The organism is Pseudomonas japonica (assembly GCF_900188455.1).
GTDB classification, from domain to species: domain Bacteria; phylum Pseudomonadota; class Gammaproteobacteria; order Pseudomonadales; family Pseudomonadaceae; genus Aquipseudomonas; species Aquipseudomonas japonica.
On record NZ_FZOL01000013.1, the window covers coordinates 136,558 to 159,302 of the forward strand.

17 protein-coding genes are annotated in these 22,745 nt (G+C 65.7%); 12 read left to right on the plus strand and 5 right to left on the minus strand.

Translation table 11 applies throughout. The features are described 5' to 3' along the window. Nucleotides 1-156: 156 nt before the first annotated feature. Complete coding sequence (locus tag CHB99_RS29575; RefSeq protein ID WP_141137302.1) at nucleotides 157-768, plus strand: hypothetical protein; 612 nt, start codon at nucleotides 157-159, stop codon at nucleotides 766-768. Between the two features lie 65 nt (nucleotides 769-833). Here the strand turns inward: CHB99_RS29575 and CHB99_RS30350 are convergent, their stop codons facing one another. Further along, entirely contained in the window at nucleotides 834-956 is a 123-nt protein-coding gene (locus CHB99_RS30350) for a hypothetical protein (protein ID WP_281177117.1), read from the minus strand. A gap of 52 nt (nucleotides 957-1,008) precedes the next feature. After that, nucleotides 1,009-2,811 carry a hypothetical protein gene (locus CHB99_RS17030; protein WP_042123420.1) on the minus strand — a complete coding sequence of 601 codons (1,803 nt, stop codon included), beginning with the start codon at nucleotides 2,809-2,811 and terminating at the stop codon, nucleotides 1,009-1,011. Between the two features lie 273 nt (nucleotides 2,812-3,084). On the opposite strand from CHB99_RS17030, the gene CHB99_RS17035 reads away from it, so the two are divergent. From CHB99_RS17035 to CHB99_RS17060, 6 genes are all read left to right on the plus strand, one after another. Then, nucleotides 3,085-3,636 (plus strand): hypothetical protein, encoded by a 552-nt coding sequence (locus CHB99_RS17035; RefSeq protein ID WP_042123417.1) that lies wholly within the window; start codon nucleotides 3,085-3,087, stop codon nucleotides 3,634-3,636. A 22-nt stretch (nucleotides 3,637-3,658) separates the two neighbouring features. Then, the gene (locus tag CHB99_RS17040) at nucleotides 3,659-8,551 is read left to right on the plus strand and encodes an RHS repeat domain-containing protein (protein ID WP_052419404.1); all 4,893 of its coding nucleotides are present in this window, start codon (nucleotides 3,659-3,661) and stop codon (nucleotides 8,549-8,551) included. Between the two features lie 280 nt (nucleotides 8,552-8,831). After that, nucleotides 8,832-9,374, plus strand: a complete 543-nt coding sequence (locus CHB99_RS17045) for a fimbrial protein (RefSeq protein WP_042123415.1) — start codon at nucleotides 8,832-8,834, stop codon at nucleotides 9,372-9,374. A gap of 67 nt (nucleotides 9,375-9,441) precedes the next feature. Continuing rightward, nucleotides 9,442-10,182 carry a fimbrial biogenesis chaperone gene (locus CHB99_RS17050; RefSeq protein ID WP_042123414.1) on the plus strand — a complete coding sequence of 247 codons (741 nt, stop codon included), beginning with the start codon at nucleotides 9,442-9,444 and terminating at the stop codon, nucleotides 10,180-10,182. Nucleotides 10,183-10,216: 34 nt separating this feature from the next. After that, nucleotides 10,217-12,733: a fimbria/pilus outer membrane usher protein gene (locus tag CHB99_RS17055; protein ID WP_052419403.1), complete on the plus strand. Its 2,517-nt coding sequence runs from the start codon at nucleotides 10,217-10,219 to the stop codon at nucleotides 12,731-12,733. 55 nt (nucleotides 12,734-12,788) lie between these two features. Beyond that, nucleotides 12,789-13,874, plus strand: a complete 1,086-nt coding sequence (locus CHB99_RS17060; protein WP_042123411.1) for a fimbrial protein — start codon at nucleotides 12,789-12,791, stop codon at nucleotides 13,872-13,874. Between the two features lie 12 nt (nucleotides 13,875-13,886). Here the strand turns inward: CHB99_RS17060 and sixA are convergent, their stop codons facing one another. Genes sixA through CHB99_RS17075 form a run of 3 tightly spaced genes read right to left on the minus strand, consistent with a single transcriptional unit; the run spans nucleotide 13,887 to nucleotide 15,731 of the window. After that, entirely contained in the window at nucleotides 13,887-14,342 is a 456-nt protein-coding gene (sixA, locus tag CHB99_RS17065) for a phosphohistidine phosphatase SixA (protein WP_042123409.1), read from the minus strand. Continuing rightward, the gene (locus CHB99_RS17070; protein ID WP_042123407.1) at nucleotides 14,339-14,686 is read right to left on the minus strand and encodes a DUF4389 domain-containing protein; all 348 of its coding nucleotides are present in this window, start codon (nucleotides 14,684-14,686) and stop codon (nucleotides 14,339-14,341) included. Before CHB99_RS17070 ends, sixA begins: the two co-directional genes overlap by 4 nt. A 19-nt stretch (nucleotides 14,687-14,705) precedes the next feature. After that, nucleotides 14,706-15,731, minus strand: coding sequence for an NAD(P)H-dependent glycerol-3-phosphate dehydrogenase (locus CHB99_RS17075; RefSeq protein WP_042123404.1), 1,026 nt, complete (start codon nucleotides 15,729-15,731; stop codon nucleotides 14,706-14,708). Nucleotides 15,732-15,811: 80 nt separating this feature from the next. Here CHB99_RS17075 and CHB99_RS17080 point away from each other — a divergent pair, with 80 nt between their 5' ends. From CHB99_RS17080 to fabB, 5 genes are all read left to right on the plus strand, one after another. Continuing rightward, nucleotides 15,812-17,977, plus strand: coding sequence for a TonB-dependent receptor plug domain-containing protein (locus CHB99_RS17080; protein WP_487379634.1), 2,166 nt, complete (start codon nucleotides 15,812-15,814; stop codon nucleotides 17,975-17,977). Beyond that, on the plus strand, nucleotides 17,977-18,870 hold the full coding sequence (locus tag CHB99_RS17085; RefSeq protein WP_042123401.1) for an ABC transporter substrate-binding protein: 894 nt from the start codon (nucleotides 17,977-17,979) through the stop codon (nucleotides 18,868-18,870). Before CHB99_RS17080 ends, CHB99_RS17085 begins: the two co-directional genes overlap by 1 nt. Beyond that, on the plus strand, nucleotides 18,867-20,783 hold the full coding sequence (locus CHB99_RS17090; RefSeq protein WP_042123400.1) for a response regulator: 1,917 nt from the start codon (nucleotides 18,867-18,869) through the stop codon (nucleotides 20,781-20,783). Before CHB99_RS17085 ends, CHB99_RS17090 begins: the two co-directional genes overlap by 4 nt. Nucleotides 20,784-20,992: 209 nt before the next feature. Continuing rightward, entirely contained in the window at nucleotides 20,993-21,508 is a 516-nt protein-coding gene (fabA, locus tag CHB99_RS17095) for a 3-hydroxyacyl-[acyl-carrier-protein] dehydratase FabA (RefSeq protein ID WP_042123398.1), read from the plus strand. An 11-nt stretch (nucleotides 21,509-21,519) separates the two neighbouring features. After that, nucleotides 21,520-22,740, plus strand: a complete 1,221-nt coding sequence (gene fabB / locus CHB99_RS17100; RefSeq protein WP_042123396.1) for a beta-ketoacyl-ACP synthase I — start codon at nucleotides 21,520-21,522, stop codon at nucleotides 22,738-22,740. The last annotated feature ends 5 nt before the right edge of the window (nucleotides 22,741-22,745 follow it).

Genomic DNA, 22,745 nt, shown 5'->3' on the forward strand with positions numbered 1-22,745 from the left:
TGGGTCTGCATGGCCACGCGTCACAAGCCACCCTGATAGTTCTGACAGGTAGCAAACGACGCGGGCAGCGGATTAAATCGAGCAGGCCGAGGCAGGTCGAAGGTGAACCCAGGCCCGCATCGACGCGTCTCGTGACCCAACCGGGGAGTGGCTGAAATGAAAAACCAACTGGCAATCGCTTGTCTGTTGTCGACCTGCGCAATCCTTGGCTGCAGCCCCGCGGGGACCGCTTCCCGTCCTGACGAGGCAAGCGCCAGGGCATCGGAACGCAACCGCTGGTCCGCCACCATCTATCGCCGGGAGTGGTCAGCAGAGGTGCCCGAAAGCGATCACCGTTTCACCTGTCCGGCGGACCAGGCCATTGTCGCCCGCAGCCATGTTGGCAATGACCGCGGCCCTACGCGTTACGAATGCGCGATGTACGAGAGCCGGGACGGGTACGTCAGGATGGTCGACACGAAGTCCTATGGTCCGTTCCAGGAAAACTCGAACGGTGGCCATCAGTGGAGCTGCCCGAGTGACCGCGTCATGGTCGGGCGCAGCCACTATGGCGCCGGTTCTTCGGGGGAGTCCTTCTATCGCTGCGCCATCCCTGTCAGTGAGAACTGGGGCAACGATCCCATGCAGGTCGTGAGCCATGGATGGTCAGGGGAAATTCCCGACTCCGATACCACCACCGATTGTGCCGTGGACATGCCTGGCGTGATGATCGGGCGCGGTTCCACCAAGGACAACGACATCATGTTTGAATGCGCAAGCATGTGGTGATCGCCAGGATCGTTGTCTCCGACCAGGTCCGGCAGTTCCTGCAGCGCGGGATCAGGCCTGGTGTTTCACTCCTTGCCGGGGCTGGACAGCAGTTTTTCAGCCTTGCCGATCACCTCGATGAGCTCGGGCAGGGGGATCAACGGCAGCGGCAGCACGCAGTAGCCGATCATCGGCGGTGGCCCCGGCATCCAGCGAATAGACCTTCTCCACCCGCGCGGATCGCCATCCCCCGGTCTTGCTTCAAGCGACCAGGTTGATCGCCGTGTCGTTGAACGAGGTAAAGCTCTCACCCTTGTCGAAACTTACCCGCGCCTTCAGGAAGAACTGCTGGTTGAGCAGCAGGCGCTGCAAGAACCAGCGCGGCAACAGGGCATGCACGCGGTTGCCGGCGAACTCGCTGGCACTGACCGGCCAGGCATCGCGCACGACCACGGACTCGGCACCGGTGGCGGCCACGCCGACCGCCTCCAGGGTCAGCAGTTGCCCCACCGCGATGAATAGCCAGCCATCCAGGCGCAGATTGGCCCCCCCTACCGGCACATCGCGCAGCGACAGGCTCTGGTTCCCCTGGGCCTCCAGACACTGGACGTTGGGGTAGACGCCACTGGGCAAGGGGGCGATGCGCAGGTTGAACGGCACGGAATCCTGCGGCGCTTCGCCGGCCGGGGTCAGGCGATAGAACACCGGAAACCGCTTGCTTTCCCCCGCGCTCATGTTGGCCGCGATGGCGCTCGGGGGAATGAAGAAACTGCGGTTCTGCTGCTCGCTGATCGGCGTCGTGGCGATATGCCGACCGCCCTCGGGATGGCCTTGCCAGTGCACTTCAAGACGGTCCTGGCTACCGATCGGCACCGTCTCCGGCACATTCACCTGGGCACCGAACACGGCATCGCCGGCCGCCAGCACGCCCTTGTTCTCACCGTTGCCACCTTCGGCGCTGGCGTCGTCGACGATCGGCGGCAACAGGTTGAGAGGACGACGGATCTGCAGCGCCAGCGGCAGCGAACTGGCCGCGGCGCCACCGCGGGCGAACTGGTGGAACAGGCTGATCCGTTCGCCCTGGGCCGCCTCCAGCCACTGCGGCTCCAGGTGCGCCAGGAGCACGCCGCTGTCGAGGGTCGAAGTGTCGACGCGCAGCGACTTGACCGTGCTGAAGCTTTCGCGGTTGCCCAGCCAGTACAGCAGTATCTCGTCGCCCACACGGATGTCCGGGTAGAGATCGATGCGCAGGACCAGCCCGTTGGGGAACAGGCCCGGATCGAGCTGTTCGCCGCCGTCATGACCATCGATGCGCAGCGACGGCAGCAATACGCCGTTCTCCCGTGCCACGCGAAACACCTGCTGCCCGGACTGGCTCACCTGCCCGCCCTCGCGGTACTGCACGCTGTAGTGAAGATGAGCCTCGCCGCCTTCGGCGAGCAGCACATGGATGGAGGGCACGACCCATTGCAGCGGTTTGCCGATATCGCCGGCAGCCAGGGTCTTGACCACGTTGTGCTGATTGTCCAGCTCGTCGTCGAAGTAGCCCCGCCAGTGCAGGGTGACCCGATCGCCGACCTGCATGGCCAGGTAGGGCGCAGCCACCGCGGTCACCCCCAACGGCCCCATGGCCTGCGGATTCAGCAGCAGCCCATGGGCTTCGCGCAATTGCACCACCGGCAGATGCACCCTGGGCAGCGGGCGGATGCCGACCTGGATGAACTGGCGCAGCGATTCGGGCTCGAACTGCGCGCCGCGCTCGATCACATAGGAATAGAACGCCCAGCCCTGATCCACGCCGCTCAGCAGGCTGTTGGGGATCTGCACGCGCATGCCGAGGGTTTCGTCATAACCGCCGTCTTCGGACACCACCACGCTCAGACCCAGCGCATCGACCACCCGCTTGGCCGGGCTGCAGCCGCGCCAGTTCAGGTGAATCGTGTCGCCCATGGCGATACCGGGATACTTCACATAGGTCAGCAGGGGGCTGGCGCCCACCTGGCCAAGATCGATGGTGTCGTCGTCACGCAACAGCGGAATGTGCGGCTCGGGAAACTCGCTCATTGCAAACGGTCCTTTGGCGATGACGCGATCAGTGATTGAGCGTTTTTACACCGGGGCAGCGGCAGCGGATAACTGGCAGAAATGACAGGACTCAAACTGCCATTATTCGGCCCGGTATCCTCCCGCAGACAGCCTCGTGCATGGACGATGCCTCGCCAGGCTCCCCCGCGTCACCCTGACAGTTCTGACAGGTAGGCAAGCTCGCCACCCCGAGTATCTAATCGAGCCAGCAGCGCTTGCTGCGACCACACGGTCCTGACCGGGAGCCCTGCCATGAACTTCAGATTGACCACCATCGGCCTGGCGCTGGCGTTCGCCACCCTGGTCCAGGCCCAGACGGAAGACGTCGCGCCCCCCGCGGACAACCCCCAGGGCACGATCATTCTCTACGACAAGGACAACGCCTCCTGCGCCCTGCCCGTCCCCCCGGAAGGCAGCGGAATCACCGTGACCTACTCGTTCACGGCGGATGGCTCGCCCTGCAAGGCACTGCAGAACAAGGTGCGTTCGGTCATCTTCAGCAACCTGCAGTCCGCCGTGAACATCATCATGACCGACAACGACGAGTGTCGGATGAAGCATGTATCAGGAGCTGACATCCCCGACTTCTGGATCCAGCTGAGAACCACCGCCCAGCACACATCGACCCCGCAGATCCAGCTGCCGACCTTCTACTCCTACCGGCCCGGCCAGCTCATCGAGCGCGGCGTCCAGGTGCTCGGCCACTTCATCTACGGCGACAAGGTGATCGACAAGATGTCCTGCCTGAGAGTCAAGGCCTCGCAAGGCATCCCCAGTGCCACCAGCGGCACGCCACAGCCTTGATGCGAGCGAGGAGACCGCGCACATGACCGCCCACAGCGACGTCAGCTCCAACGCCTTCAATTTTCCCGGCTTCGTCACCAGCGCGGTGGACCCGCGCACCGGTCAATACACCGTCAGCGTCGATCTGCCCGAACTCAAGGGCAATCACCTGAGCGGCCCCGACCTGCCACTGGCGTTGAACTTCAACCCGCTCAACCTGCTGGATAGCGGTTTCGGCCTGGGCTGGAACCTGCGCCTGTCGCAGTTCGTGCCCGGTGCCGACATGCTCTCGCTGTACAGCGGCGAGAGCTACAAGATCACCGGCAGCGGCAGCGACAACGAGCTGGCGATCAAGGAGCGCAAGCTCTTCAACTTCCGTTTTTTCCGCGACGCCAGCGACAGCTACCGCATCGTCCACATCAACGGCACGGTCGAAGTGCTCAAGACCTTCGGCGCCAGCGATCGCCGGGTCGCCCTGCCGGTACACATCCATGGTCCGCTGGGCCATCGTCTCGACCTCGAATACGACAGCTACGACGGTCATCAATGCCTCAAGGGCGTGCGCGACCAGAACGGTGAACTGCTGCGTATCGTGCGCAGCAACGACACGGTGAAACTGCTCCGCCCGCCCTTCGACGTGCCGCAGGAGAACGCCGTCGTCATGCGCCTGACCAACCGGCGCGTGGTGGCGATCGTGCTGCCCACCGACGACCAGGCCTCCTGGCGCTTCAGCTATGCCGAGGTGCTCGGCAAGGTCTGCGTGACCGAGGTGCAGACACCGTTGGGCGGGCGGGAAATCATCGAATACCGCGACACGGGCCATCCGTTCCCGGGCAACAGCGGCCGCGCCAACCTGCCACGGGTCACGCGCCACCAACTGTTTCCCGGTTTCGACCAGCCGATGATGGACATCGAGTACGAGTACACCCCCGGGAATTTTCTCGGCTACGGCACCAGCATCCCGTGGCACGACGATGGCCTGGACCAGTTGTACAACGTCACCCACACCTATCACTACGGCAGCACCACCCGCTACCGGGTGGACGGCGCGATGGTTCGCGAGGTCGAGCGCACCTACAACCGCTTTCACCTGCTGGTCGAGGAACGCACCCAGCAGAACCAGTGCGTGAAACACATAGTCACCACCTATCACGCCAGCAACGCCAATTTCGACCAGCAACCGCCATGGTTCCAATTGCCGAAAACCGTGGAGACCCGCTGGGAACAGGCCGATGACTCGACCCGCCTGCGCGTCGAACTCACCCACAGCACGTTCGACGAATACGGCAACCTGGTCGCCGAGACACGCGAGGATGGTTCACAACGGCGCTACAGCTACTACGCAGCGGCCGGCGAGGAGGGCTGCCCGGAAGACCCGGACGGCTTCGTCAGGCACCTGAAGGAATCACGCCTGATTCCGGCCCCCGGCCCCTATGACGACGCCCCCGAGATCGTCAACCAGTACCGTTACGTGGCCCTGCAACCGCTGCCGGGAACGCCGAACAAGGCCTGTCTGCTGCGCAGCGAGGAAACGGATTTCGCCCAGCGCGGCGAACAGCGCGAGGCGCTGAACCTGAGTCGGATCGACTATTTCGAGACTCCCGCCAACGCCCTGCTGCACGGTCGGCGCAAACAGCTGCGCGAGTACCTGGAGGCCGGTATCAACACCACGGACTTCCACTACGCCAGCAGCCGCCACGCACTGCTGGCCGAAGACAGCCTGCACACCGTCGAGACGCTCACCACCTTCGATCAGCAGCAGCAGAGCCTGACCTGGCACGAGTCGCTCGAACATGGCGAAGTCCTGCTCAGCGACGACGCCAATGGTGTCGAGGTCCTGTGCCGCTTCGACCGCAACCGGCGTACCACGCACGAGGTGGTCGCCCCCGGTACCGACGTCGAGGCCACCCGCGAATACAGCTACACCCTGACGTCGCTGCAGGGCCAGCAGGCGATGCAGACCGTTCGCGATGTCAAGGGTGTGCTGACCCGGACCCGCTTCGACGGAATCGGGCGCACCGTGGCCATGGAACACTGGAACGGCAGCGACTGGCTGCCGATCTACAGCGCACGACACGACGCCCTCGGCCAGTTGGTCGAGGAAACCCGAATCGACTGGTTCGCCGGTGAACGGCAGGCCTTGACCAGCCAGTACACCTACGACGACTGGGGCGAGGTGTGCCGGACCATCCACCCGGACCGGGTGGTCGAGGTCAACGACAACACGCCCTTCGGCCAGGGTGGCGACCTTCGCCGCACCTGGCTGGAGAATGCCGACGACCCGAGCCAGTCCGGCCTGCTCACGGTGACCCAGTTCAACCCGTTCGACAAACCCGACTGGATCGAGCGTCACGACGACCAGGGCAACGTGGTCGGCCGCCAGGTCTTCCACTACGACGGCTATGGACACTGCACGCGCCAGGACGAAGAACTGGAATCGGTGACCCTCAGCACCTGGTTCGAATACGACACCCGGGGTCGCGTGCAGCGCACCCGCCTGCCCGATGCGACCGTGGTCGAACGCGGCTTCGCCAGCCACAGCATCGCCGAGCTGACCACCAGCCTGCGGGTCATCCCCGGCGATCTCGACGAGCCCAGCGTTCTCGTCGGCGAACAACGCTTCGACGGCCTCGAGCGCCTGAACCAACGCAGCGTCGGTCCGCGTGTCGAGGAGTATCTCTACCAGGGGTCGCGCACCCTGGTCAGAGAGCGCATCACGCCGTCCAGGCAGCACATCGAGTACGACTACGACCCGAACCTGAGCGAACAGGCCAGTGCGATCCGCGCGCCGGGCAACCATGCCTGGTACACCCATGATCGCCACGATGCCAGCCTCGGCAGCGTCGGCAACGCCGAAGGCACACGCGAGTACGAATACGACGCCGTCGGCCATCTGCAAGTGGAACGCTGGGTGGACAACGCCCGCCAGCCCCACGAGACCCACTACGAGACCTCCCTGCTCGGCCAGCCGCAGTGGGTGGAACACGACGGCGTCGCCACCCACTACCACTACGACCCGCTGGGCCGGGTCGAGTGCATGACCCAGGGCCAGCTCCAGGCCGACTTCGAATTCGACGCACTGGGCCGGGCGTGGCGCACCACCACCCGCGACCTGGACAGCGGCGACACGCTGATCAGCGAAAACCTCTACGACAGTCTCGGACGCATCGAACTGCGCAGCCTCTGGTTCAACGACCAACCGGCCCGCACGATCAAACATGTCTGGCGCGCCGACGACCAGTTGCTGGAACGCCACCAGTGCATGGACGGACGCAGCCTGCTGCTGGAGAACTACCGCTACGATGCCCGCGGCCGCCTGGAACACTACACCTGCTCGGGCGAGCGCCTGCCCTGCGACCGCTACGGCAATGCGATCACAAGCCAGCTGTTTCTCATTGACGCACTGGACAATATCCGCCGTTGCGTCACCGGCTTCGCCAACGGTCAGCAGAACGTGGCGCGCTACACCTATGCCGACGACGACCCCTGCCAGTTGCGCGAGGTGACCAACAGCTACACCGCGGGTGGCTACCCGGGCCGGCAGTCCTTCGCCTACGACGACGATGGCAACCAGCTCAACGACGAACTGGGCCAGCAGTTGCGCTACGACAGCCTCGGCCGCCTGCTGGAAGTGACCAGCCCCGACGGCAACCGCTCACTGGCCGGCTATCGCTACGATGGTCACCAGCACCTGCTGGCCAGCCGCCTGGGCGACGACGAGGAAGTCCTGCGCTTCTACCACGGCTTCGATCTCGCCTACACCGTGCAGGGTACGACCCAGACCCTGTACTTCGGCCACGACGGCATTCCCCTCGGCCAGCAGCAACTCGACGACCACGAACGCACCATGCTCCTGCTCACCGATGCCAGCCCCAGCGTGATCGGCGAAAGCCTCAAGGCCGGAATGCGCGAAGCGGTCTACAGCGTCTACGGGGAAATCCAGGACGAACAGCGCCTGCAGAGCCTGATGGCGTTCAACGGCGAATCGCGCGAAGAAGCCAGCGGCTGGTACCTGCTGGGCCGCGGTTACCGCGCCTACAACCCGAGCCTGATGCGCTTCCACAGCCCGGACTCACTGAGCCCGTTCCATGAAGGCGGGATCAACCCCTACATGTATTGCCTGGGCAACCCGGTGCGTTTCCACGACCCTTCGGGACACCGCTATACCCGGCGCCCGGGTACTGACCCGATCTACACCGATCCGATCGAACCGCCGAAGAAACCGAAGAAATCCTGGCTGAACTGGTTGCCGGTGATCCTCATGGCCGTGACCACGATCGCCTTGATAGCGGTCATTCCAATTGCCGCACCGGTCGGGGTCGGTCTGGTCATGGCGATCGCCGGCGCGGGGATTGCCGTGGCCGGTACCGGTCTGGCGGTGTGGGGGACGCTGACGGACAACGAAACCCTGATCACCGTGGGCGGCCTCCTGGTGGCGGCCGGCTCGATGATCTCGGGCATCGGCAATGCCAGGGCGAGAAGTTCCTACAGGAAGGCCTGGCAGGCGAAGAATCCGCAACTTGATGTCAAGAACGCGCCGAGCCCGTCCCTGTACAAGGTGGCCGGCCGGGCACTGGGTGAAAAGATCGGGGGACTGTTCGCCAGAAATGGGCGTCCCGCCGGAACGCCCACCAGCGCGAGCATTCGCGGCAGTCGGGATAGCCTGCTGACCCCGGATGCACCCAATGCGACAGCGGCACCTGCACAGACCGCCGCGCCCATGGCCGGCTCGGGACCAGCGCCCAGCGCCGCGTCGGCAGGCCCTGCGCCTGCGGCGCAGGCACAAGTGCCGGCGCCAGGGTCACCGGGATCGCTCACGTTGAGGACGGCCACTTTCTGGGACGGCCCCAAAATGTGGCTGACTCGCTATAACGGCCCTGGCGGAAAAAACATGACCAAGATTCTGCAGAAACCGACCTTTTTCCCTAACCGATAGCCCCTGGACTTGAAGGCCGAACATCAACCGTCGGCCTTCAAGCATCCAGCCTTCCTACAAGTCCTCACCTACCTCCTGTCATCCAGCCCACCCACCAACACCCAATGGTCTACCCGAAGCATTGTCTTTTCCTACATACCCCGCCAAAACCCGCAAATAGACTCCCTGCCCTGTAGGTCAACGCCTCGGTCAATACCGGAGCAGTCCTACAAACCGTTACATCCCTACCCTGAAACCCGCGCATGAATTGCATTCACTGCGCCAACATTTTGGTTCGATCATGAAAACGCTCTTAATCGCTTTACCCCTTCTGCTCGTCGGTACCTCGGCCTTCGCCACCACCGGCACCATCAACTTCAGCGGGCAGATCAACGGCAGCACCTGCTCGGTGGAGGTGGTCAACCCGGACAGCGGTGCCGTCGGCAACCTGGTGCAGATGGGCGCACCGCTGGTCGGTGATTTCCCCACCGTAGGCAGCGAGGCCGGCGGCCGCAGCTTCGCCCTGCGGGTCAAGGGCGAATGCGGCCTCAGCGCCGAGGATCCCAACTACGCCACGGTCAAGTTCGGCGGCATCCAGGGTGGCGCCGGCGCCGACCAGTCGCTGTTCGGCATCAAGCCCGGCGCCGGCACCGCCAAGGGCGTGGCCGTGGCCATCCGGGACCGCACCGGCAACCAGGTGAAGAACGGCGAGGCCTCCGCCCAGTACCCGCTGAACGCCACCGGTGCCAGCGACCTGCACTTCACCGCGGTGTACAAATCCACTGCCGTGGTCACCGCCGGTTCCGCCGACGCCGACGTCGCCTTCCTCGTCAGCGTCAACTGACCCTGCCGTCCCCCGGGCGCGACAGCGCCCGGGGGTCTGTCCCGCCCAACGTCACAGGTAGCTCCCCATGTTCGCCCTTCCCCGTCCTTCGCGCCGGTCGCACGCGGCTGTCCTGCTTTTACTGAGCACCTGGCTGCCCGCCAGCCAGGCAGCGCTGAGCCTGGCCAGCACCCGCGTGGTGTTCGACAGCGACAAGCGCAGCGTCTCCGTGCTGGTCAACAACCCCAGCGACAGCACCTTCGCCGTGCAGACCTGGGTCAATACCGAGGCCGACGACACCACCAGCGCGGTACCGCTGATCGCCTCGCCGCCGCTGTTCCGCATCGATCCCGGCAAGGAACAGCGGGTGCAGATCAACGCACTGCCCGGCGATCTGCCCAGCGATCGCGAGTCGCTGTTCTTCTTCAACGTCCAGGAAATCCCGCAGTCCCGCGGCGAGCAACGCAATGTCCTGAACATCGCCCTGCGCACCCGCATCAAGCTGTTCTACCGGCCCACCCAGCTGGGCAACGACCCCATGGGCCGCCTCCACGAACTGCGCTGGTCGGTCGAACGCGCCGACGACAAGACGTACCTGGTGGTGGATAACCCGACGCCCTTCCATTTCTCCTTCAGCCGCCTCGAACTGCGCAGCGGCGAACGCCTCAGCCAACCCGGCGGAGCACCGATGGCGACACCCCTGTCGCGCCAGCGTTTCGCCGTGGAGTCGGCGCACGTCGGCAGCGATGCCCAGGTGACCTTCGCCGCCATCAACGACTACGGCGGCTACAGCGACCCGCTCAGCATGCCGGTACACCTGGCGCACTGACGCCTCTCCCCCCACCTCTCTCAGGATCCCGCCCATGCCTGTCTTTCCATGGCGATGGCGCCTGCGCGCGCGCCATCCCTCCCTCCTGCTGCTGACCGCCAGCGGCGGTTTCGCCCTGACGCCCGCCGCTGCGGAACCCGTCGCCGGCCTCGTCGGCTTCGAGTCGAGCTTCATGCATCAGTCCATTCACCACGACCCGCGGGCCGGCAGCATCGCCCTGGACAACCTGGCCATGAGCAGTGCGCTGGTACCCGGGGTCTACCCGGTGGAACTGCTGGTCAATCTGGACAGCCTCGGTCAGCAGCGCCTGGCGTTCAGCGCCGATCCGCATGGCCACGGTCTGCAGCCCTGCCTGCCGCCGGCGCTGGTGGAGAGCCTGGGCCTGCGTGCCGACCGTCTGGCCCGCCCCGCCGACCTGCTGGCGGACTGCGTCGACCTGCCTGCGGCGATCCCCGGCGCCCAGGTGGAGTTCGATGCCGGCAAGCTGCAGGTGCTGCTGTCCGTCCCGCAGATCGCCCTGCGTCGCGATACCAGCCTGGCCACGCACGCGCAGGACTGGAGCGACGGGATCAATGCCGCGTTCCTCAACTATCAGGTCTCGGCCTATCAGGGGCACAACCGCTTCTCTGGCCATTCCAGCGACCAGGACCTCAACCTCGACGCCGGGGTCAACCTCGGACCGTGGCGCCTGCGCAGCAACCAGGCGCTGCGGCGCAACGAGCAGGGCGCACGGGAGTGGACCCGGGCATTCACCTACGTGCAGCGCGACCTGCCCGGCACCTACGCCAATCTGACCCTGGGCGAAACCTTCACCCAGGGCGACATGTTCCGCAGCGTACCGATCAAGGGCCTGCTGGTCGCCTCGGACCTGGGCATGCTGTCCGACCAGCAGCAGAGCTATGCCCCCAGCGTGCGGGGCGTGGCCTATACCCGGGCGAAACTGGAGATCCGCCAGAACGGCTACCCGATCTACAGCACCTACGTCAGCCCCGGGCCTTACCAGATCGACGACCTGAGCACCGGCGCCGGCAGCGGCGAGCTGGAAATCGTCCTCACCGAAGCCGACGGCCAGGTACGTCGCTTCACCCAGCCCTATTCGACCCTGGGCAATCTGCTGCGCGACGGCGTCTGGCGCTACAGCGCTGCCCTGGGTCGCTACAACGCGGTCGGGCAACTGGACGATCCACTGCTGTGGCAGGGCACCCTGGCCGTGGGCGGGGTCTTCGACTCGACACTCTACGGTGGCCTGATGGCCAGCGACTTCTACCGCGCCGGCAACCTCGGACTGGCCCGCGACCTGGGGGGCTGGGGCGCACTGGCCGCGGACCTGACCCACTCCAGCGCCGACATCGACAGCCTGGCGACGGGGCGCGTCAACGGCCTGAGCTATGCCCTCAAGTACGGCAAGTCGTTCACCAGCCGCACCAACCTGCGTTTCGCCGGTTACCGCTACTCCACCGAAGGCTACCGCGACTTCGACGAGGCCCTGCGTCAGCGCAGCCACGACGGCGGTTTTCGCGGCAGCCGGCGCAGCCGCCTGGAAGCCGTGGTCTATCAGAACATCGGCGGCAACAGCGCGCTGAACCTGAGCCTGTCGCAGCAGGACTACTGGCGCAGCAGCTACCAGCAGCGCCAGTTCCAGTTCAATTTCAATACCCAGCACCGCGGCATCAGCTACAACCTGTTCGCCTCGCAGTCACTGCGCGAACGACGCACGACCAGCGACCGCCAGGTGGGCCTGAGCGTGACCCTGCCACTGGACCTCGGTCGACGTCCGGCCAGCGCCACCTTCGATGTGTTCAGCAGCGGCGGCCGCGCCAGTCGCCGGGCCAGTCTCAATGGCCGGTTGCACGACGACAGCCTGAACTACCGGCTGTCGCTGGGCGACGACCAGAATCGCAACCGCTCCGCCGCCCTCGCCGTCGGCTACCAGAGCGCACACGCCAGCCTCGGCGCCGGCTACAGCCAGGGCAACGACTACCGCGCGCTCTCGCTCAACGCCAACGGCGCGCTGCTGCTGCACGCCGGTGGCCTCACCCCGGGCCACTACCTGGGCGAGACCACGGCGCTGGTGGAGGTGCCGGGGGTCAAGGATGTCGGCGTCCTCAACAGCGGCAATGTCCGCACCGATGGCCGCGGCTACGCGCTGCTGCCGTACCTGCGCCCGTACCGCAGCAACCAGATCGTGCTGGACACCGATCATCTCGGGCCGGAAGTGGAAATCGCCAACGGCGCGACCCGGTTGGTGCCGCGCCGTGGCGCGGTAGTCAAGGCCAGCTTCGAGGCGCGCAGCGTCGATCGCCTGGTCCTCACCCTGCACAGCGCCGACCGGCAGCCACTGCCGTTCGGCGCCCAGGTCAGCAACGAGCATGGAGAGATTCTCGGCATCGTCGCCCAGGCCGGCCAGGTCATGCTCAGCACCGCGCGCGACACCGAAGCGCTGACCATCCGCTGGGGCGCCCGCGAGGTCAGCCAGTGCCGCCTGCCGATCGACACCCGCAGCATGGCGTCGATCCAGGGCTACCGCCTGCAGTCGCTGACCTGTCAATGAACCCGCCATCCCACCCATCGCCATGCCTTCGGCGCGGCGACATGCGAGGAACATCATGATCCCGGCAACCCGTTATCTGCTGGCCCTGGCCGGCCTGTGGTTCTCTGCCCAGACGCTGGCCGAGGAAGGCTGTATGTGGGACGACTTTCGTCCCCACGGCCCGTCGACCTACTCCAGCAAACTGGGCACCCGCTACGTCCCCCGCGACGCCCCGGTCGGCACCGCGATCATCGCCCAGGAAAGACGCGGCGAAGGCCACGGCGCGCAGACCCCGATCCTGCTCTGCCACCGCTGGCACAGCACCGAGATCCTGCGCTTCGACATGATGAACCACGGCCCGATGTTCGACGGCGAGCTGCCTCCGCTCAATGGCGAGATCCTCACCGGCAAGGTGATGAACACCTCGATCCCCGGCGTCGGCGTGCACCTGCGGGTAGGCTTCCCCTTCACCGGCGGCGTGGCCAACGAGTTCAAACCGGTGGGCGAACCGGTGGTGCCCTTCACCGGCCTGATCGATCACAACACCGGCCTGTACGTGCTCTTCGCCCGTTTCGAGATCACCCTGAGCCTGATCAAGACCGGACCGATCCCTCCCGGCATCCATCACTTCGACAACCGCCCGTTGCTGGTGGGAACCGCGAGCATGGTCGGGCGGGTGTTCGACTGGCACCTCGAAGGACAGATCATCCAGTCGCAGTGCAGCCTGCCGAGCAACCCGGTGAGCGCCGACCCGGTGCAACTGGGCAGTTGGGAGCGCACGCACTTCACCGCCCCCGACGTCACCACCACCGCGGTGCCGTTCCACATCACCCTGAGCGATTGCCAGGACAACCCGGAAAACAACGTGGCGACCGCGCATATCCGTCTCGATGGGGTGCAGGGTTCGACGGCGGTCGATGCCGAGCGCGGCGTGTTCAGCCTGAGCAGCGACTCGTCCGCCGCCGGCCTCGGCATCCAGATGCTCATGGCCGACGGCATCACCCCGGTCCCGCTGGGTCGGGATGTGCCGCTGAAAGTGATCGCGCCGTCCGGCGATACGGTCCTGCCGTTCAGCGCCCGCTACTACCAGACCGGCACCGCGCCGCAGGTCAGGCCGGGCAGTGCCAAGGGCGCGCTGAGCTTCACCGTCAGCTACCAGTGAAGCACCAGCGCTTCAGGCGTGGTGCAGCGCTTCGAGGGTCATCAACCCGGCCAGTGCCGCATCGCCCTGCAGCTCGGCGAGGCTGGCGGTGCTCATCGGCTCGCCGGCCTGGCGACTGCCGTGGACCAGCAGCCCGAGCAGGCTGCTGACCAGCGGCTGGTGGCTGACCAGCAGGACGTTGTCCAGGTTCAGCGCGTCGAGTTCAGCGATCACCCGCGCCGGATCGCTGTCCGGGGTCAGCCAGGACACGGTCGTCAGCGGCGCGCTGAAACCGAGGGCATCGTGGACCAGCGTGGCGGTCTGCTGCGCTCGCACATAGGGGCTGGCGACGATCGCATCCAGCGGCTGGCCGAGCAGATGGGCGGCACTGCGCAGGACCTGCTTGCGCCCGTGCGCGGTCAGGTTGCGCTGATCGTCACTGCGCGCCTGGGGCTCGGCCTCGCCGTGACGCAACACCCAGACCTTCACAGCTTCGGCTCCTCGTCACGCACCGGGTGCGCGGCGGGCGGCACGCTGTGCGGCGCTTCGCCGTCGGCCGGGCGCGGCGTCGGCCAGTCGGCGAACGGCCAGGGCTTCTGTTCGGTGTGGAAGCTGCCGAAGCGGCCGATCTGGGCGAGGAACTGGCTGAGGCTGTCGCCGAAGTTCATCAGGCTGGCGTTGGGCGCGCCGTAGACCAGGCGGTAGACCAGCTGCACCAGCACCAGCGCGCCGAGCAGGGTCACGGCGACCTGCCATACCAGCAGGAACAACAGCATCCAGAGAACCCGCAGGATGATCGACTCACGCTGCATCTGGTTGGGGGATTCGTTCATCAATGTGCTCCTGTTTCGCTCAATTGAAACCACTGGTGGAAATGAAATCGACGTCGGTCTTCGGCTCGCCGCGCATCAGCAGCTCGATGACCTGGTTGAGCGTCCGGCCCTCGAACAGGATCGCGTGCAACCCGGCCACCAGCGGCATGTACACCTGCACCTGCTGGGCCTTGGCCTTGAGTACCTTGAGCGTGTTGACCCCTTCGGCCACCTCGCCGAGGCGATTGACCGCCTCGTCCAGGCTCAGGCCCTGGCCGAGGGCGTAGCCGACCTGGTAGTTGCGGCTCTTGGGCGAGGAACAGGTGACGATCAGGTCGCCGACCCCGGCCAGGCCGAGGAAGGTCATCGGGTTGGCGCCCTGGCTCACGGCGAAACGGGTCATTTCCGCAAGTGCGCGGGTGATCAGCATGCTCTTGGTGTTCTCGCCCATGCCCAGGGCCACCGCCATGCCGGCGATGATGGCGTAGACGTTCTTCAGCGCTCCGCCCAGCTCGACACCGAAGCGATCGGCGCTGGCGTAGACGCGGAAGGTACGCCCGTGCAGCACGGCCTGGACGCGCTGGCAGAGTGCTTCATCTTCGCTGGCGACCACCGTGGCGGTCAGCGCGTGCTCGGCGATTTCCCGCGCCAGGTTCGGCCCGGAGAGCACACCGATGCGCGCCTTGGGCGCGATGTCTTCGAGAATCTGGCTCATCAGCTTGAAGGTCTGCGCCTCGATGCCCTTGGTCAGGCTGACCAGCATCTTGCCTTCGAGCAGTTCGGCATGCGGGGCCAGGACGCTGCGCAGGGCACTGGATGGCAAGGCGACGAAGATCAGCGCGCTGCCCTGCAGCACGGGCAGCAGATCGCTGACCGGATCGACCCCCGGATGGACCTTGATGCCCTTGAGATAACGCGGGTTCTCCCGGGTCGTGCGCATGGCCTCGGCCTGCTCGGGGTCGCGCATCCATTGGCGTACCCCGACACCGTTTTCGGCCAGCAGGTTCGCCACGGCGGTACCGAAACTCCCGCCTCCGAGAACCGCAACAGGTTGCTGTTCAGTCATATCCAATCCGTTAAAACCATAAATGAGTGGCGAAGCCGGCATTATACGGAGCCCCGCGACCAGCGCCAGATCACTGGAAAATGCCGGCTGGTCAGTTAACATTGCCCGCTTGTCCCATCGATCAAGGCCGCCCCGTGCACCCAGGCCCGCGCCCCGCGTCTCCCTACTTGCTGCTTGCCGCCCTGCTCGGCGCCCCCGCCATGGCCGACGATCTGTTCGTCGACAGCCAGGCCCTGCCCGAGGTATTGACCGCCACCCGCCTGAAACAGTCGCCGGCCGCGGTGCCCGGGAGCATGACCGTGCTCGACGCCGAGCTGATCAGGGCCAGCGGTGCCCGCGACATTCCCGAACTGCTGCGCCTGGTGCCGGGGATGATGATCGGCTACGGCGCGGGCAACCAGCCGACGGTCAACTACCACGGCAGCAACGTCAACGACGCGCGGCGCATGCAGGTGCTGATCGACGGCCGCTCGGTCTACCGGGCCGGCCTGGCCACGGTGGACTGGAGCGATATTCCCCTGGCCATGGAAGACATCGAGCGCATCGAGGTGTTCCGCGGCCCGAATACTGTCAGCTACGGCGCCAACGCGCTGATGGCGGTGGTCAACATCCTCACCCGCAGCCCGGCCGACAGCCATGGCACGCGGCTCAAGGTGACCCGCGGCCAGCGCGGCATCGACGATTTCTACGCCAGCCAGGGCATGGGCTGGGACGGCGGCGACCTGCGCCTGTCGCTGTCCGGCATGCAGGACGACGGCTTCGACGAAAACCGCTTCGGCAACGACTACCGTGACAGCCGCCGCCTGACCCGCTTCAACATCAGCGCCAGCCATACCCTCGACCCGAGCCAGAGCATCGACTGGCAACTGTCGGCCAAGGAGGGCGGCAACCAGCGGCCCTACACCTACCAGCCGGTTTTCCCCTACGTCACCGAGCGTGGCGACAATGCCGACGTCAAGGCCAAGGACTACGCCGGCTCGGTGCGCTGGAACATCGACTTCGACCCGAGCCACAGCCTGTACATCCAGGGTTCGGCGCAGCACTGGGATCGCCAGCAGGTCTGGCGTGCCTGCGACGCCCAGCTGGCCTTCAGCCCGGAACTGACCCGGCTCTGGCAACTGAACCCGGACTACGCCGAACAGGTGGCGCGCAACGCCAATCGCCCGCCGCCCAATGCCGACCCGGTGCTGCAGGCCCTGGCCACCCAGGTCGGCCAACAGTGGAACAACGGCGGCAGGAACGTGGTCTGCGGCGACGTCGACCAGAGCACCCGGGAAACCCGCTACGACCTGGAGATCCAGGACACCCTGAGCCTGGCCGACAACCTGCGCCTGCTCAGCGGGATCAACTACCGCTACGACCGCGCCGACTCCGAGACCTACTTCGACGGCAGCCTCGACGACCAGACCTGGCGCCTGTTCGGCCAGCTGGAATGGCGGGTCGACGAGCACTGGATCGTCCAGGGCGGCGCCATGTACGAGAACTCGCAACTGGCCGGTGACTCGCTGACCCCGCGCCTGGCGGTCAACTACCTGATCACCCCGCGCCACGGCCTGCGCGCGGTGTATTCCGAGGCGGTGCGCTCGCCGGACATGTTCGAGAACAACGTCAACTGGAGCTATCGGGTCAGCAACCTGACGCCGCCGGCGTTCGGCCAGCGCACCGCCGAGTACTTCGTCAAGACCCGCGGTCCGGGCGATCTCGACCAGGAACGGATGCGCTCGCGGGAGCTGGGCTACAACGGTTACTTCGCCGATCTCGACCTGAGTGTCGACGTCAAGCTGTTCTACGACGAAATCAGCGGGATGATCAGCGAACCGCTGCGCAACAACCAGTACATCGCCAGCAACAGCAACGAGGCCCGTTTCAGCGGCAGCGAGGCGCAGCTGGACTGGCGCCTGAGTCCCGCCGACCGCCTGCGCCTGACCTACGCTTACGTCGACGCCTCGGCCAGCAACCCCGCCGACCAGCGCCTCAGCGCGCGCAACAGCGGTTCCGCCGGCTGGATGCGCGACTGGGGACGGGGCTGGTCCAGCGCCCTCTTCTATTACGGAGACGATGCCCTGAACCAGTACCGCTTCGAACGCATCGACCTGCGCCTGGCCAAGCGCTTCGCCCTGCCCGGCGGCAGCCTGGAACTGGCCGGCACCCTGCAGCAGCGTCTCGACGACGAACCCACCAGCAACATCGACAACCGCTACGACAGCCGCCACCTGCTGTACCTCAGCGCGGAGCTGGAATTCTGATGCGCCTGTGGCGGCGCTGCCTGCTGCTGGTCCTGCTGTGGCCCCTGGTGTCGTTCGCCGGCGGGGAAATTCTCCTCACCGGCGCCCAGGACAGCACCGGCGTGCGCGACTTCGTTCAGGCCCTGAGCGAGCGCCGGCCGAAGGACAAGGTGCGCTTCCTGCCGCTGGCGCAATTGCCGCCCCCCAGCCAGTTGCAGGCCGGTACCCGACTGATCCTGCTCGACCCCGAAGCCCTCGACTGGCGCCTGCGCGAGCCGGCCGGGCCACCGGCCCTGGTACTGCGCATCAGCCGCGTCCAGGCCCAGCAACGCCTTGGCGGGCTGCGTCCGCCCTACCTCAGCCTGCTGTGGAGCGACCCGCCGCTGGCCAGGCAATTGCGCCTGATCCAGTACCTGCTGCCGCAGGCCCGGCGGGTCGGCGTGCTGTATGGCGAACAGAGCCGCTTCCTTCTCGATGAACTGCGCCAGGCGGCGCGCCCGCTGGGCCTGGAGATCGACGCCGAGCCCTGGCCCGATCTGCGCGACAACCGGCCGTTGCAGACCCTGCTCAAGGACACCGACGTGCTCCTGGGCCTCGACGATCCGCTGCTGTACAACCCCAAGACCGCGAAAAACCTGCTGCTCAGCGCCTATGCCCGGCAGATGGCACTGATCGGCCCGAACGTCGGCTTCGTCCGCGCCGGTGCCCTGGCCAGCACCCTGAGCGACCAGAACGACTGGCTGGCAGTGCTCGACCGCCTGCTCGACCAGCCCCCGGAGCAATGGCCGCGCACGCATTACCCCGAACATTTCAGCGTTTCCGGCAACCAGCAGGTCGCCCGCGCCCTGGGCATCGAGCCGATCGACCCGCGTGCCGCCGGCCAGGCCGTGTCAGCAGGAGAACCCATTCGATGAAAGCCTGGGACATCAGCACTCGTACGCAGATGATCAGCCTGGGCCCGGCCCTGGTCCTGACCTTGCTGCTGATCAGCTTCTTCACCTTCGTGCGTATCCAGGACCTGCGTCAGGAGCTCAACCACACCGGCCAACTGATCGCCAACCAGCTGGCGCCGGCCTCGGAGTACGGGGTGATCTCCGGCAACGACGAAGTGCTGGAAGGCCTGATGCGCGCCACCCTGACCATTCCCCACGTACGCTTCCTGGAAGTGCAGGACAACGCCAACCACATCCTGGTCTACGTCGAGCAGCCCGACGAGCACGTCAACCGGGCGCAGCAGGTGGAAGTGTTCCAGGCGCCGATCCGCCTGCAGCGCATCAGCCTCGATGGCGACTTCCTGCACAACCCCGAGCAGCCGTCGAACATCGCCGCCGACGACTACCTGGGACGGGTCATCGTCGGCATGTCCAACGATGCCTTCAGCCAGCGCCAGCAGGAAATCGTGATCAAGGCGGCGATCCTCGCCCTGTTCGCGCTGCTGTTCACCTTCCTCCTCGCCCGGCGCCTGGCACGCAGCCTGTCGACCCCGATCAGCGACATGGGGCACGCGGTCAAGGCCATCCAGAAAGGCGATTTCGACACACCGCTGCCGGAAGTCGACGACAGCGAGCTGGGGCACCTGGCGCGGCACATCAACAACCTCGCCAGCGCCCTGGCCCAGGCCTCCCGCGAACAACAGCAGGCCATGGCGCAGATGATCCAGGCCCGCGAGGAGGCCGAACAGGCGAACAAGGCCAAGTCGGACTTCCTGGCGATGATGAGTCACGAACTGCGCACCCCGATGAACGGCGTGCTGGGCATGCTGCAACTGCTGCAGACCACCGAACTGAGCGACGAACAGGCCGAGTACAGTACGGTGGCCAGCGAGTCCACCGGGCATCTGCTCAAGGTCATCAACGACATTCTCGATTTCTCGCGTATCGAGCGCACCGCGCTGCAGCTGGAGCAGATCGACTTCAACCTCGCCGAACTGATCGGCAACTGCGTGCAATCGTTCCTCCACACCGCTCAGCAACGCCAGTTGGCCCTGCGCCTGGAAATGCCCGAGGGCCTGGAGCAACTGCAGGTCTGCGGCGATCCGACACGGATCCGCCAGGTGCTGGTCAACCTGATCGGCAATGCGCTGAAGTTCACCGAGCACGGCAGCGTCCAGGTGCTGCCACGCTGGCAGGTGCTGGACCGCCAACTGATCTGGTTCACCTGCGCGGTAAGCGACACCGGCATCGGCATCGACAACGCCCGCCTGGAAACCATGTTCGTCGCCTTCCAGCAGGCCGACAGCTCGATTTCCCGGCGTTACGGCGGCACCGGCCTGGGCCTGTCGATCGCACGCAACCTGGCCGAGCGCATGGGCGGCAGCCTGCGCGCGGAAAGCCGCGAGGGCGCGGGCTCGACCTTCACCCTGGAAATGCCCCTGACCCTGCGCCTGCCCGACCGAGCGCAAGCGCTGCCGGACAACGTCCAGGCCTGCGGCGATGTCAGCGGCCAGTCGGTGCTGCTGGTGGAAGACAATCCGGTCAACCAGGCAGTGATCCAGGCCATGCTACGCAGCCTGGGCTTCGAGGTCTGTGTCGCCGCCGACGGCGCCCAGGCCATCAGCCTGGTGGCCCGGCAGCGCTTCGCCGCGGTGCTGATGGATTGCCGCCTGCCGATCGTCGATGGCTACGAGGCCACCCGGCGCATCCGGCAGATGCCCCAGTGCCGTGATCTGCCGATCGTCGCCCTGACCGCCAACGCCTTGCAGGGCGACCGCGAGCGCTGTCTGGCCAGCGGAATGAACGATTATCTGACCAAGCCCTTCAAACGGACTGATTTACAGCAAATTCTGCAGCGTTGGGTGCCCGGTCAGGCAGTCGCGACTGGCGAATAATGCTAAATTGCGGCAGTCTTAGAGGCCGGAACTGACCTAAGAAAGGTCTGTCGGAAAAATTTCAGTGCACAAGTGTACATCTTCGTCCGCTGTGCTGTGACTTTCACTACAACGCAATAGTCTATGAGTAGGCTGCCGCCTCAGACCAAGGGTTCTGGGACGGTCGGGAAGAACTGCCCCTGCCGCACGAGGATTATTGAGGAGCTCGCATGACCAAACAAAACGCCTTTACTCGGGAAGACCTGCTGCGCTGCAGTCGCGGTGAGCTGTTCGGCCCAGGTAACGCGCAACTGCCCGCCCCCAACATGCTGATGGTGGATCGCATCACCCACATCAGTGCCGAGGGTGGCAAGTACGGCAAAGGTGAGTTGGTCGCCGAGCTGGATATCAATCCGGACCTGTGGTTCTTCGCCTGCCACTTCGAAGGCGATCCGGTGATGCCGGGCTGCCTGGGCCTCGACGCCATGTGGCAGCTGGTCGGCTTCTTCCTCGGCTGGCAGGGTCTGCCAGGCCGCGGCCGCGCCCTGGGCTCGGGCGAAGTGAAGTTCTTCGGTCAGGTACTGCCGGAAGCGAAGAAGGTCACCTACAACATTCAAATCAAGCGCGTCCTGAAGGGCAAGCTGAACATGGCCATCGCCGATGGTTCGGTCAGCGTCGACGGTCGCGAGATCTACACCGCCGAAGGTCTTCGCGTCGGTGTCTTCACCTCCACTGACAATTTCTAAGGGTTATTCGCATGCGCCGCGTCGTAATCACCGGTCTGGGCATCGTTTCCTGCCTGGGCAATGACAAAGAGACCGTCTCCGAAAACCTGCGTAAAAGCCGTCCGGGCATCCGTTTCAACCCGGAATACAAGGAAATGGGGCTGCGCAGCCAGGTTTCCGGCTCCATCGACCTCAACCTCGAAGAGCTGATCGACCGCAAGGTCTATCGCTTCGTCGGCCATGCCGCAGCCTACGCCTACCTGGCGATGCAGGACGCGATCAAGGACTCCGGCCTGAGCGAAGAGCAGGTTTCCAACCCGCGTACCGGCCTGATCGCCGGCTCTGGCGGCGCTTCGACCCTGAACCAGATGGAAGCGCTGGACATCCTGCGCGAGAAAGGCGTCAAGCGCGTCGGTCCGTACCGCGTGACCCGCACCATGAGCAGCACGGTCTCCGCGTGCCTGGCCACGCCGTTCAAGATCAAGGGCCTGAACTACTCCATCGCCTCGGCCTGCGCCACTTCCGCGCACTGCATCGGCACCGCGATGGAACAGATCCAGATGGGCAAGCAGGACGTGGTCTTCGCCGGTGGCGGTGAAGAAGAACACTGGAGCCAGTCGTTCCTGTTCGATGCCATGGGCGCCCTGTCCAGCAAGCGCAACGACACCCCGGAACAAGCCTCCCGCGCCTACGACGCCGACCGTGACGGCTTCGTCATCGCCGGCGGTGGCGGCATGGTGGTGGTCGAAGAGCTGGAACACGCCCTGGCCCGTGGCGCCAAGATCTACGCGGAAATCGTCGGCTACGGCGCCACTTCCGACGGCTACGACATGGTCGCCCCGAGCGGCGAAGGCGCGATCCGCTGCATGCAGCAGGCGCTGTCCACCGTCGACACCCCGATCGACTACCTGAACACCCACGGCACCTCGACTCCGGTCGGCGACGTCGCGGAAATGAAGGGCGTGCGCGAAGTGTTCGGCGACAAGGCCCCGGCCATCAGCTCGACCAAGAGCCTGTCCGGCCACTCCCTGGGCGCCGCGGGTGTGCACGAGGCGATCTACTGCCTGCTGATGATGGAAGGCAACTTCATCGCCGGTTCCGCCAACATCGACGAGCTGGATCCGGAAGTCGCCGATCTGCCGGTTCTGCGCGAAACCCGCGAGAACGCCAAGATCGACACCGTGATGAGCAACAGCTTCGGCTTCGGCGGCACCAACGCCACCCTGGTACTGAAGCGCTGGCAGGGCAAGTAAGGCTC

Excerpts from the sequence above, each read along its gene's own strand:
- CHB99_RS29575 (WP_141137302.1), top strand. The coding sequence starts at position 157 with ATGAAAAACCAACTGGCAATCGCTTGTCTGTTGTCGACCTGCGCAATC.
- CHB99_RS30350 (WP_281177117.1), bottom strand. The coding sequence starts at position 956 with ATGCCGGGGCCACCGCCGATGATCGGCTACTGCGTGCTGCCGCTGCCG.
- CHB99_RS17030 (WP_042123420.1), bottom strand. The coding sequence starts at position 2,811 with ATGAGCGAGTTTCCCGAGCCGCACATTCCGCTGTTGCGTGACGACGAC.
- CHB99_RS17035 (WP_042123417.1), top strand. The coding sequence starts at position 3,085 with ATGAACTTCAGATTGACCACCATCGGCCTGGCGCTGGCGTTCGCCACC.
- CHB99_RS17040 (WP_052419404.1), top strand. The coding sequence starts at position 3,659 with ATGACCGCCCACAGCGACGTCAGCTCCAACGCCTTCAATTTTCCCGGC.
- CHB99_RS17045 (WP_042123415.1), top strand. The coding sequence starts at position 8,832 with ATGAAAACGCTCTTAATCGCTTTACCCCTTCTGCTCGTCGGTACCTCG.
- CHB99_RS17050 (WP_042123414.1), top strand. The coding sequence starts at position 9,442 with ATGTTCGCCCTTCCCCGTCCTTCGCGCCGGTCGCACGCGGCTGTCCTG.
- CHB99_RS17055 (WP_052419403.1), top strand. The coding sequence starts at position 10,217 with ATGCCTGTCTTTCCATGGCGATGGCGCCTGCGCGCGCGCCATCCCTCC.
- CHB99_RS17060 (WP_042123411.1), top strand. The coding sequence starts at position 12,789 with ATGATCCCGGCAACCCGTTATCTGCTGGCCCTGGCCGGCCTGTGGTTC.
- CHB99_RS17070 (WP_042123407.1), bottom strand. The coding sequence starts at position 14,686 with ATGAACGAATCCCCCAACCAGATGCAGCGTGAGTCGATCATCCTGCGG.
- CHB99_RS17075 (WP_042123404.1), bottom strand. The coding sequence starts at position 15,731 with ATGACTGAACAGCAACCTGTTGCGGTTCTCGGAGGCGGGAGTTTCGGT.
- CHB99_RS17080 (WP_487379634.1), top strand. The coding sequence starts at position 15,812 with ATGCCGGCTGGTCAGTTAACATTGCCCGCTTGTCCCATCGATCAAGGC.
- CHB99_RS17085 (WP_042123401.1), top strand. The coding sequence starts at position 17,977 with ATGCGCCTGTGGCGGCGCTGCCTGCTGCTGGTCCTGCTGTGGCCCCTG.
- CHB99_RS17090 (WP_042123400.1), top strand. The coding sequence starts at position 18,867 with ATGAAAGCCTGGGACATCAGCACTCGTACGCAGATGATCAGCCTGGGC.
- fabA (WP_042123398.1), top strand. The coding sequence starts at position 20,993 with ATGACCAAACAAAACGCCTTTACTCGGGAAGACCTGCTGCGCTGCAGT.
- fabB (WP_042123396.1), top strand. The coding sequence starts at position 21,520 with ATGCGCCGCGTCGTAATCACCGGTCTGGGCATCGTTTCCTGCCTGGGC.